General features: G+C 39.2%; 9 protein-coding genes and 4 tRNA genes. 3 read left to right on the top strand and 10 right to left on the bottom strand.

Going from position 1 to position 10,721, the window contains the following annotated elements; translation table 11 throughout:
* From AAEY57_RS12600 to AAEY57_RS12585, 4 genes are all read right to left on the bottom strand, one after another.
* A tRNA-Pro gene (locus tag AAEY57_RS12600) sits at positions 1 to 73 on the bottom strand.
* A 17-nt stretch (positions 74 to 90) separates the two neighbouring features.
* Positions 91 to 166: transfer RNA gene (locus AAEY57_RS12595), tRNA-His, on the bottom strand.
* Between the two features lie 24 nt (positions 167 to 190).
* Positions 191 to 267 (bottom strand) — tRNA-Arg (locus AAEY57_RS12590).
* Between the two features lie 56 nt (positions 268 to 323).
* Positions 324 to 400, bottom strand: a tRNA-Pro gene (locus tag AAEY57_RS12585).
* Positions 401 to 747: 347 nt separating this feature from the next.
* Between AAEY57_RS12585 and folD the strand changes: the two genes are divergently transcribed.
* Positions 748 to 1,602, top strand: a complete 855-nt coding sequence (gene folD, locus AAEY57_RS12580; protein ID WP_013465452.1) for a bifunctional methylenetetrahydrofolate dehydrogenase/methenyltetrahydrofolate cyclohydrolase FolD — start codon at positions 748 to 750, stop codon at positions 1,600 to 1,602.
* Between the two features lie 31 nt (positions 1,603 to 1,633).
* Here folD and AAEY57_RS12575 read toward each other — a convergent pair whose 3' ends face one another.
* A complete protein-coding gene (locus tag AAEY57_RS12575; RefSeq protein ID WP_350607992.1) occupies positions 1,634 to 2,530 on the bottom strand; it encodes a DMT family transporter in 897 nt (298 codons plus the stop codon).
* Positions 2,531 to 2,718: 188 nt separating this feature from the next.
* Positions 2,719 to 4,098 (bottom strand): cysteine--tRNA ligase, encoded by a 1,380-nt coding sequence (gene cysS, locus AAEY57_RS12570; protein ID WP_335675182.1) that lies wholly within the window; start codon positions 4,096 to 4,098, stop codon positions 2,719 to 2,721.
* A gap of 144 nt (positions 4,099 to 4,242) precedes the next feature.
* On the opposite strand from cysS, the gene AAEY57_RS12565 reads away from it, so the two are divergent.
* Together AAEY57_RS12565 and AAEY57_RS12560 are read left to right on the top strand one after the other, a co-directional pair.
* Positions 4,243 to 4,734, top strand: a complete 492-nt coding sequence (locus AAEY57_RS12565; protein WP_013465455.1) for a peptidylprolyl isomerase — start codon at positions 4,243 to 4,245, stop codon at positions 4,732 to 4,734.
* A 67-nt stretch (positions 4,735 to 4,801) separates the two neighbouring features.
* Positions 4,802 to 5,536 carry a UDP-2,3-diacylglucosamine diphosphatase gene (locus AAEY57_RS12560; protein WP_350607991.1) on the top strand — a complete coding sequence of 245 codons (735 nt, stop codon included), beginning with the start codon at positions 4,802 to 4,804 and terminating at the stop codon, positions 5,534 to 5,536.
* Between the two features lie 19 nt (positions 5,537 to 5,555).
* Here the strand turns inward: AAEY57_RS12560 and AAEY57_RS12555 are convergent, their stop codons facing one another.
* From AAEY57_RS12555 to miaE, 4 genes are all read right to left on the bottom strand, one after another.
* Entirely contained in the window at positions 5,556 to 6,542 is a 987-nt protein-coding gene (locus AAEY57_RS12555) for a sensor histidine kinase (RefSeq protein WP_350607990.1), read from the bottom strand.
* Between the two features lie 134 nt (positions 6,543 to 6,676).
* Positions 6,677 to 7,489 (bottom strand): hypothetical protein, encoded by an 813-nt coding sequence (locus AAEY57_RS12550; RefSeq protein WP_350607989.1) that lies wholly within the window; start codon positions 7,487 to 7,489, stop codon positions 6,677 to 6,679.
* Complete coding sequence (locus AAEY57_RS12545) at positions 7,482 to 9,710, bottom strand: EAL domain-containing response regulator (protein ID WP_350607988.1); 2,229 nt, start codon at positions 9,708 to 9,710, stop codon at positions 7,482 to 7,484. Before AAEY57_RS12545 ends, AAEY57_RS12550 begins: the two co-directional genes overlap by 8 nt.
* A 192-nt stretch (positions 9,711 to 9,902) precedes the next feature.
* A complete protein-coding gene (miaE, locus tag AAEY57_RS12540) occupies positions 9,903 to 10,682 on the bottom strand; it encodes a tRNA isopentenyl-2-thiomethyl-A-37 hydroxylase MiaE (RefSeq protein WP_350607987.1) in 780 nt (259 codons plus the stop codon).
* Positions 10,683 to 10,721: the final 39 nt, after the last annotated feature.

The raw sequence follows: 10,721 nt of genomic DNA, 5'->3' as shown, positions 1-10,721 counted from the left end.
CGGCGATGCAGGATTTGAACCTGCGACCCCTTGGACCCAAACCAAGTGCGCTACCAAACTGCGCTAATCGCCGATATTCTTTTTGTAAATTGGGGTGACTGATGGGGCTCGAACCCACGACAACCGGAATCACAATCCGGGGCTCTACCAACTGAGCTACAATCACCACGGCATTACAGTGTTTTCAAAATGGCGCACCCAGAAGGATTCGAACCTTCGACCGACGCCTTAGAAGGGCGTTGCTCTATCCAGCTGAGCTATGGGCGCATCGAAAACTTCATAGTTCACTAGTAAGTTAAATTGTTATGAATAAACATAAAAAATGGTCGGCGATGCAGGATTTGAACCTGCGACCCCTTGGACCCAAACCAAGTGCGCTACCAAACTGCGCTAATCGCCGATACTTACTATTGTCTGCGAGTGACCTCGTTGACAACGGGGTGCATAATAGTGATTTGACTGGGTTAGGTCAAACGTTTTTTTAAGAAAACAAATCAATTGCTCATTTTTAGTTCATAATGGTCAAATATTACGATACAGGGATAAAATTTAAACTCTTTTTTATAATTCGAGCGCTTATACTTTAAAAGCAACTTGGCGCTTAACCGCTTTTCTGCGAAAATAGCTGCCATATTAAAAAATGAGTAAGATAAAGGTGTTTTCTTTATCGGCATTTTAACCCCTATATATGCATTCGTTTTTTAAATGTATCGGTATCAAGTTAATTAACCTAATTAAAGGTCACCCATGACGGCAAACATCATTGATGGTAAAGCAGTAGCAAAACAAGTACGTAGCGCAGTGGCTGAACGAGTTTCAGAACGTGTTGCACAAAACCTTAGAGCCCCAGGATTAGCTGTGGTACTTGTTGGACAAGATCCAGCAAGCCAAGTTTACGTTGGTTCAAAACGTAAAGCCTGTGAAGAGGTTGGTTTTATTTCTAAGTCATTCGACTTACCAGCAGACACCACAGAGCAAGCGCTATTAGCATTAATTGATGAGTTGAATGTTGATGGTGAAATTGATGGTATTTTAGTGCAGCTCCCTTTACCAGAGGGCTTAGATGCAGAAAAAATTCTTGAGCGTATTACTCCACACAAAGACGTTGATGGTTTTCACCCTTATAATATTGGCCGATTAGCACAGCGTATGCCTGCTCTTCGTCCATGTACACCTAAGGGTATTATTACTTTACTAGATTCAACCGGCGTACGTTACAAAGGCATGCATGCTGTGGTTGTTGGTGCCTCTAATATTGTGGGTCGACCTATGTCACTTGAGCTGTTACTCGCCGGATGTACCACCACTGTTTGCCATAAGTTTACCCAAGATTTAGAAACGCATGTACGTCGTGCTGACTTACTGGTTGTAGCAGTGGGTAAACCTGAATTTATTCCTGGCGATTGGATAAAAGACGGCGCCATTGTTATTGATGTAGGTATTAACCGTTTAGACAACGGTAAATTAGTGGGTGATGTAGAGTACGCCGTCGCAGAACAAAAAGCTGACTTTATTACCCCTGTACCAGGCGGTGTGGGCCCGATGACGGTTGCTAGCTTAATTGAGAATACGCTAGAAGCGTGTGAAAAATATCACAGCTAATAAACAAAAAATAAAGTAATGAAGAGCCCGCTTAATTGCGGGCTTTTTGTATCATCATTCTTCGTTTTATTAATGCCAAGCCTTGTGGCAATACCGAAAATACGATCATTAATAACATAATCGCGTACTGCCAACTTTCATATTGTTCGTTAATCAATAACCCTGCACATAAAATGCCGGCAATTGGGTTAGCTATAGTGCCAAAAGTAAATTCAACCACTGTCATTCGCCCTAATAACCAAACATACAAAATATAGGCTAAAGCAGTGTTAGGCACCACCAGCCAAAATAGCGCCAGCCATTGGGTTGTATTTATTGATGCAGTTAAAAATTGATACTGCTGGGGAGCAAAATAAAAAGCCTGTATTGCAGCAGCAATCGCTAGCAAACTGCCACCAATGATTAATTGCCACGTTAATACTGTCCACCAGTGTACTTTAGCGGTCACTTTTTTTACCAGCGTACTGCCTATAACAATAGTCAATAGCGCCCCTATCAGTGCCACTACTCCCAATAAATTAAGTGCAATATGTTGTGGGTCAAATAAGCGCCATGCTAAAAACACTAAAGCAAGGGCACAAAATCCTTGCACTAACGCTGGCTGTTGCCGTTTAACAAGCCAGGCATACAATAATGCCACTACCGGTACAGACACCATACCGACACCTGCAATCGCAGCAGGTAAATTAATCGCCATTACAAAAATAAAACTAAAAAACAACGCAATATTGATTGCGCCTATTAGAAAAATGCCTGGCCACTGTTTAGCCGTTGGCCAAGAAGGTTTAAATAACAACAATAATAAACCAGCAGGGAGTGCACGTATGGCTCCTAGCAAGATTGGCGGCCACTCTGGGGTTGCGTATTTAGTTACCGCATAAGTCGTTCCCCATAAAAAAGCTGGGATCATGGCAAGTAAAATATTCATTAATTTTCCATTTTTAAATTGATGAATGCGAGTTTAAAACCTCAACTATAATTGAGGTCAACAATATCAATTTTATTAAAAGCATAATCAATCTAATGCAATTGATATAACCAAAAAAGGGTTACCCTATGGCAACCCTTTTTTTGTGTTCAGCGCGTTATGGCTAAATCCGCAAAGCTCAACAAACCCTAAGCTTTACGCCACGTTGTTTTTCCCGCTGAATCTTCAAGTACTACACCTAACGCATTTAGAGCATCGCGAGCTTCATCTGCTGCAGCCCAATTTTTACTGGCACGTGCGTCATTACGTTTTACAATCAGTGCCTCAATTTCAGCCACTTCATCGTCGTTTTGACCGCCTTGTAAAAATGCCTCTGGTGCTTGTTGAGCAATACCAAGTATTTCACCTAAGCTACGTAGAATAAAGGCTAAATGTCCTGCTTTTTCGCTATCACTGTCTTTTACACGATTTAGCTCTTTAGCAACTTCAAACACAACCGGTAATGCTTCAGGTGAGTTAAAGTCATCATTCATGGCTTTTCTAAACTTAGTTACATACTCATTACCTTCAAGCTCACATTCAACTGGCTCAACGCCACGTAATGACGTATAAATACGCTCAAGAGACGAACGTGCTTGGTCTAAGTTTTCTTGCGAATAATTCAGTTGACTGCGGTAATGGCCTGATATTAAAAAATAACGAACCGACTCTGCGTCGTATTGCTTTAATACCTCACGAACGGTAAAAAAGTTATCTAACGATTTAGACATCTTTTCTTTGTTCACTTGTACCATACCTGTGTGGATCCAGGTATTTACATACTGACCATTATTAGCACAGCATGATTGGGCAATTTCATTTTCGTGGTGCGGGAACTGTAAGTCAGAACCGCCACCATGAATATCAAAATGCTCACCCAAGTGCTTAGAGCTCATTGCTGAACATTCTATGTGCCAACCAGGGCGACCCTCACCCCAAGGTGATGACCACGACGGCTCCCCTGCTTTGGCTTTTTTCCATAAAACAAAATCAAGAGGATCGTCTTTATCTTGAGCTACTTCAACACGCGAACCTGATTGCAACATGGTTAAATCTTGTTGCGAAAGAGCTCCGTATTGCTCAAAGGTAGAAACATCAAATAAAACGTCGCCATCGGCTGCAACATAAGCGTGGCCTTTGGCAATCAAACGCTCAACCATAGCAATAATTTCATCCATGTGGCCGGTTACGGTTGGCTCTATATCAGGACGTAGCATATTTAAACTGTCAAAGTCTTCATGCATGGCTTTAGTCATACGCACGGTTAAGTCGTTAATCGCCTCACCGTTTTCATTTGCGCGCTTAATAATTTTATCATCAACATCGGTAATATTACGTACATACTTTAAATCGTAACCTAAGTGGCGAAGGTAGCGAACAATTACATCAAAACCCACAAATGTGCGTGCATGGCCAATGTGACAGTAATCATAAATGGTGATACCACACACATACATGTCAATTTTTCCATCGACCATAGGTTTAAACTCTTCTTTTTGGCGTGTCAGTGTGTTGTATATTTGTACCATTTAGTTGCTTTCCTTCACGATTAACAGAAAAGCTATGTTACCACTTGCTAAGCATGGGCTCTAGCGGTTTATCAAAGCTCTTTGTTAATCTGGGTCAACTACGATAAAATAGCGTCAATATTCAAACCAGCTATAGGAAATCTCATGGTTGTTCTACACACAAATTTTGGTGATATCACCATTAAAATGCACGAAAGCGAAGCTCCAAATACAGTAAAAAACTTTTTAGAGTATGCAAACTCAGGTTTTTATAACGGCACTATTTTTCATCGTGTAATTGATGGTTTTATGGTTCAAGGCGGTGGTTTTGCACCGGGTATGGAACAAAAAGAAGTAAACGACCCAATTGAAAATGAAGCGAACAACGGCCTATCTAACAAAGTAGGTACATTAGCAATGGCACGCACGCCTGATCCACACTCGGCTACAGCGCAATTTTTCATTAACGTGAATAACAACGACTTTTTAAACCACAGCAGTGAAACATCACAGGGCTGGGGTTACTGTGTGTTTGCTGAAGTAGTAGAAGGCATGGACGTAGTAAATAAAATCAAAGGTGTAGCAACTGGTAGCAATGGTTTCCACCAAGATGTACCACTTGAAGATGTGGTAATTGAAAGTGTAACTGTCAGCTAAGACCGCATTATTCTTCAAAGAATGCATAAAGCGGGTATTCACCCGCTTTTATCTAAATGGAATCACCATGACTCGCCAAACCTACTTTATCGCCGATTTACATTTGAGTGAAAATCGCCCTGATATTACAGCGGCATTTTTTAAATTTTTACACGCCCATATTACTCCTCAAAAAGTAGACGCCCTATATATTTTAGGTGATTTTTTTGAAGTGTGGGTTGGTGACGATTATGTTAACGAACTCTCAGCGGCAGTGGCAGAACAGCTAAAAGCGGTTAATAACTTAGGTATTCCTATTTATTTTGTACACGGTAATCGCGACTTTATCATGCGAGAACAGTACGCCGATATGGCAGGAATGACCTTACTGAATGAGCAAACAGTGATCGACCTCTACGGCACTCCTACTGTCATTTTGCACGGTGATGAAATGTGTACCCAGGATGTTGAGTATCAAAAGTTTCGTCGAAAGAGCCGTGGTTGGTGGTGGCCTAAACTTATGCTTGCTATGCCATTGTGGTATCGTAAAAAAATAGCGCGTGATGCACGTGAAAAAAGTAAACTTAGCCAAGCAGACAAACCTATAGAAATACTGGATGTGGTGCAAAGCGCAGTACTCGAAACCTTCGCCAAACATAACGTGGCTAATATGATCCACGGCCATACTCACCGCCCTGATGTACATACCTATGAAGTTAATAACCAAACGCTTACTCGCACAGTATTGGGCGATTGGTATACTCAAGGTTCGTATTTAGTGGTTACCCCTGATTCTCAAGAGTTAGTTTCGACCCCCTTGTAGGGTTTTTAGCCTTTATTGACTAATCGTAATGAGACTTTGCTTTTAAGTCAGGTAAAGTAATAATAAATTGCGTTTTAAAATAGGTATCGCTTTGTGGTTCTGAATGAAGTTTGATGTCCCCTTTTAAAATCTGGGTTACCCATTGATAAACCATATATAAACCTAAACCCGTGTTACCTTTACCTCTAGCTGTAGTATAAAAGGGTTCAAATATATCTGCCTTTATCTCACCATCAACACCTTTGCCATTATCTGACACGCTCAGCCTCACCCTATTATTAGTCGCTTGTTCGACTTTTATTTCTATTACCCCCTCCTGCTTTTCATCAAAAGCATGGTTTAGCGCATTAACCACTAAGTTTTCGACCACCTGAGAAATAATACCTGGCAAGCTAATTACCTGTTTATTAAGTAAAAAAACAGTTTTCACTTTTATTGGCGAGTTTTTTAACCTGGAGTTTAATGACAATAATATCTCTTCAATAATTTTTTCAATATCACATGCAATAAACTCATCATTATGGCGATCAATCGCCATTTTTTTAAAACTTTTTACTAATACGGCGGTTTTATTTAAATTAATTTTAGCCAGCGCTAGGTTCTCTCCAATACTTGTTGTAGTACTTTCTAACGTTGATTTAGTCAGCCCCTGTTTCATCGCTTCATTTAATTTATTCAATGCCATATCTGCATTTGAAACAGAAATAACGGCTCCACCGATAGGCGTATTCATTTCATGAGCAACACCTGCCACGAGCAACCCTAATGAGGATAGTTTTTGCGCTTCAATTAACCCTTCTTGCAGTTGCTGCTGCTTAATTGTGGCATCAAGCTCACGGTTAACGATATCTAGTTCTATCTTTTCAATATGTAATTTATGTGACAGGGCTAATAGCTGATTTTGAAACTTATACTCACGATAAATAAAACCAAAGCTAATTAAACATAGTAATCCACTGCAAATTAACGCTAACCGTAAGGCCGCATTTCGTACAGTTATTAACAATTCATTGGGGCTACTTATAAGAATAATTAATTCTTTGTCAGCATTGCTAATTCTACCTTTGTTCTCGCGCAACGAAAAAATAGAAAAGCGGCGGTAGGTATAAAGACTATGATTAAAAAAGTGCGAACCATATTCTACATTGCATCAATAATTTGCTGCCAAAGCTCTGGTTTTTTTAAAGCGAGTGTTTGCTCATTTTTACCATACATAAACCCCCACTCTAATTCAGCATCAGTATTTAATAACCAAAAGCCATCGTGGTTTAAAATGCTAATTAAAGTGCTCTCTTGGTTGTAACTTTTAATCTGATCAAACAAATAATCTAAGTTAAAGTTTACCACTAGCAAACCATCTAATAGGTAATCTTCTTTATCCGTACGATAGGTTACACGGATTGTTGGTTGATGAGGAATTACAATTTGGTTGCGTTCGATATTTAAATCTATTTCTGTGGCAAAAATGTCAGGCGCACTGACCTGCATCCCTTTTTGAAAGTAGTAACGGGTTTGCTTATTTTGCAAACCACCTGGCGATACAATTTCGCCAACACCATTCACTGCGTTAATGCGGTATTGCTCTTGCCCGTGCTTATCTAGCCAGCGAATCTGAGAGATATTGTCGGTGGTAGCTACAAAATCTAGAAAATAGTTGTTTATCTCAGCTCTACTTTGTCTGAGCGCTGACGAGGCACTTTTACTATTGCTCTTTAATACTGGCGCTTGCGCTAGTATCCGAGTTAGCATTTTGATATTACTGATCTCCGAGGAAAAGTCACTACTGATAAGGACTAACTTTTCATCTTGCTTAGCTTTTATGGTATTTATTTTTTCTTGATATGTTTGTTCGTATATAAGCCAGCCAATAAATAAAGTGATAAATAAACTGAACGAAGACTTTAATAACACACTTTTTTTTGAGCCGATCGGAAAGCTACTGAAGCTATTCATTCTTACTCACTTCAAACTGTTTTAGCCACACAATTAAATCTTTTAAAAATAATGGTTTAGAAAAGTAGTATCCTTGAGCAGTTTCGCACCCCTGCTGATGTAACCACTGAGCCTCAAATTCATTCTCAACACCTTCAGCAATTACCGAAAAGTTAAACTGATTCGCTAAAGATAATATCATCTTAATCATGTACTGATTGTTGTCATTAAATTCAAGATCACTAACAAAGTAGCGATCTATTTTTATCGACGTAGACGGTATTTCATTGATATGAGCCAAAGACGAATACCCTGTACCAAAGTCATCAATGCTGACTTTCATGCCCAAAGCAATAAACCGCTCAAGCGCCTCTTTAATTAAGCTATAATTACTTATAGCTTGTGTTTCGGTCACCTCAAGCTCAAGCATAGAAGGTGAAATATCGTACTCTTCAATTTTAGTTTTTATCTGTTCAAAATAACTTGGCTCAACTAAATCATAAGAGGATGCATTAAATGCAACGGGTAAGTTGCAGCCTTGCTCTTTAAGTTGGTTAATAGTCTCTAGTATTTTTTCGAAAATCACATGGTCTAGTTCATTAATTAACCCGGCTGTTTCAGCTAACTCTATAAATTCATCAGGGCGAACAAAACTACCATCGGCTCTTTGCCACCTAGCAAGCGCTTCAAAACCTGCTGGTTTCAAGGTTGATAAGCTGATTTTGGGTTGTAACGCCACCTGTAAACTTTTATTACCTATAGCCGTTCTGAGCTCAGCCATCAGCTCATAACGACGAGTAATTTGATCTGTTTTTTCCTCGGTATGCTGAATATACTTAGTTTGGTTTAGCTGCGAAGAGTTCAGGCTCGACTCTGCAAGGCTGATTACTTTTTCAGGTGTTAAGTTTAAAGCTACATTTAATTTTAATTCTAAAATACGCGCATCAATGTATTGCTTAACTTGTTCAATTTCGAATTTTTGTTTATTTTGAAAGTAACTAACTGCATTTGAGATATCAAAGTCAACGCTCACTAACATGCCAAACGCTTTGTTACTAATCAATGCTATGCGGGGGTCATACCTAGTAAAGCTATCAACAATACTCTGGTAAACTAACTTCATTAATTTATTACAAAATTCATGACCAAAGGTGAATGCTTTTTCGTCAAACTGATAAATATCAAAAATGACCAATCGCGTTTTTAGCCGCTCCTGCGCATTCATGTTCTTTATTTCACGGGTTAACCAGTTACGGTTTTGCAAGTTAAGTGACACATCGGTATAAGCAAGCTCGGTTAAGCGATTTAATAACGAAATATTAGCAAATCCTGTGCTCACATTTTCACTAAATACTTTAAGTAAATACTCATTTTGCTCATTAATTGGGTTGTCTGATTTGACGATAGTAATGTAATCAGCGCCCTGCTGATCTGGCGTTTCGAAAAAAAACACACTGTGGTGCTTTGAAAAAATATGACGACGCTCTCTAATCGCTTGTTTAAAGTCTTGCAGCATTTCTGCAGGCAGATTAGGTCCCACAGGTTGCCCTTTAATGCCACTAAAGCAACCATGGGTTGAGAGTATTAAACATTCAGAGCTAGGGTTTGAATTACTCGAACAAAAAATACCACCACCTTCGGTTATTTTTAAAATGTTGCTAATTTCTTTAAGCACAGCATAAGAGAAAGAGGCCATATCGTGCTTACCGTTAATACTTCTATATGCATCAAGCACCAACTGTAAACCTTGCTTGGCTGACCTAATTTGTGAGATATACTCCCAAGTGCGCATGTTGCTATTAACAATTGATTGCAGCTTCTCGGCAGATAGGTCTGATTTATTCCAGTATTCATCGATATCGAGCATTTTCATGATATCGCTCTCTGGTGCAAAACCAGGTTGCCCTGTTAAGAGCACAATACGCATTTCTGCGTTACCGATGACCTCTCGAATAGTATTCACTAAACGCAGACCTGAGTCATCCGCCTCCATCACCACATCTATAAAAATAAGTGCAATATCAGGGTGCATGCTCAACGCCAAAGCCGCCTCTGGTACCGAATTTGCTGTTAACAACTCGTATTTATAACCATCTTTGGCTTTTAGCTCTTTTAAGCTGTTAACTAACGCGTTTTGATAATCAAGGTCATCCTCAACGGTTAATATTTTCCATGCTTTCAGCTCTGTATCTGCCTGTTCTTCTTCAGCTGCAAATACAAACAATCCCTCTTTATCTTGCATATCTTCTCACCCAATAATAAATAAGGTATGACCTTGTTATTAAAAGGAATTACAAAGCAATAAGTTAAATAATTTAAATAGTTATTCTAATATTAGGTGAGGGTATTGGATGTGTCTAATTTAAAAAGAATTTAATTAAAATTAGCTGCTACAACAGTTTGCTGTTTAACTGGTAGCAGCTTTATGTGTAAATTATGCGGGTTGTTGGCAAGCAGTAATAGGTACGCCGCTGTGAAATTTAAAGTCTTCGTCGTCCGATGTAATTAGCTGCGCTTCTATTTCAGCAAATTCTTTTACCCGCTCGGTAATATCAAAATCAGCAATTTCTTGAGCAAGGGTTAAATAATCTTGGTAATGACGTGCCTCAGAGCGCAGCAATGAAATATAAAAATCACCCAAGCGTTTATCTACATGGGGTGCAAGTTTGGCAAAGCGCTCACACGAGCGAGCCTCTATGTATGCACCTACAATAAGCTTATCAACTAAGGCATTGGGCTCAAACGTTTTAACATTGCGTAGCATGCCTTTGGCATAACGACATGGCGTTATACTTTTATATTCAACACCGTATTCATCCATAATTTCCAACACTTGATAGAAATGATGCAACTCTTCTTTTATTAACATCACCATTTTATCAATTAAATCTTGGCCATAAGGCGAGTTAGATTTAGGGATAATGGATTTAGTGAGTTTATTTTTAGCCGCTAAATCACGCCAATTTCCCTCACGTTTATAAATAAGCGTTTCAAACGGTTTAAGCCATTCAAGCAGTGCATCACTGCTCTCTTTATCTACCGCATACTTACGAATTAAAAACATGGCACTTTGCGCCGCTTTTAATTCACAAATTAAGTGATCAATTAATATGATGGGTAAGTTTTCTTTTTTGATTGCTTGTTCAACCCACTCATCGGGAGTACTGCATAATAAAAAATTGTTAATTGGCTCTAAAAGCTGGCTATGTGGCACGCTGACTACTCATTGCTAAAAATTGCGATTGTGGCATTT

It is taken from the genome of Pseudoalteromonas sp. MER144-MNA-CIBAN-0113 (assembly GCF_040308965.1).
GTDB lineage: Bacteria > Pseudomonadota > Gammaproteobacteria > Enterobacterales > Alteromonadaceae > Pseudoalteromonas > Pseudoalteromonas tetraodonis.
This window is presented reverse-complemented; position numbering and strand designations above follow the sequence as displayed.

Excerpts from the sequence above, each read along its gene's own strand:
- AAEY57_RS12550 (WP_350607989.1), bottom strand. The coding sequence starts at position 7,489 with ATGAATAGCTTCAGTAGCTTTCCGATCGGCTCAAAAAAAAGTGTGTTA.
- AAEY57_RS12545 (WP_350607988.1), bottom strand. The coding sequence starts at position 9,710 with ATGCAAGATAAAGAGGGATTGTTTGTATTTGCAGCTGAAGAAGAACAG.
- AAEY57_RS12575 (WP_350607992.1), bottom strand. The coding sequence starts at position 2,530 with ATGAATATTTTACTTGCCATGATCCCAGCTTTTTTATGGGGAACGACT.
- AAEY57_RS12560 (WP_350607991.1), top strand. The coding sequence starts at position 4,802 with ATGACTCGCCAAACCTACTTTATCGCCGATTTACATTTGAGTGAAAAT.
- AAEY57_RS12565 (WP_013465455.1), top strand. The coding sequence starts at position 4,243 with ATGGTTGTTCTACACACAAATTTTGGTGATATCACCATTAAAATGCAC.
- cysS (WP_335675182.1), bottom strand. The coding sequence starts at position 4,098 with ATGGTACAAATATACAACACACTGACACGCCAAAAAGAAGAGTTTAAA.
- folD (WP_013465452.1), top strand. The coding sequence starts at position 748 with ATGACGGCAAACATCATTGATGGTAAAGCAGTAGCAAAACAAGTACGT.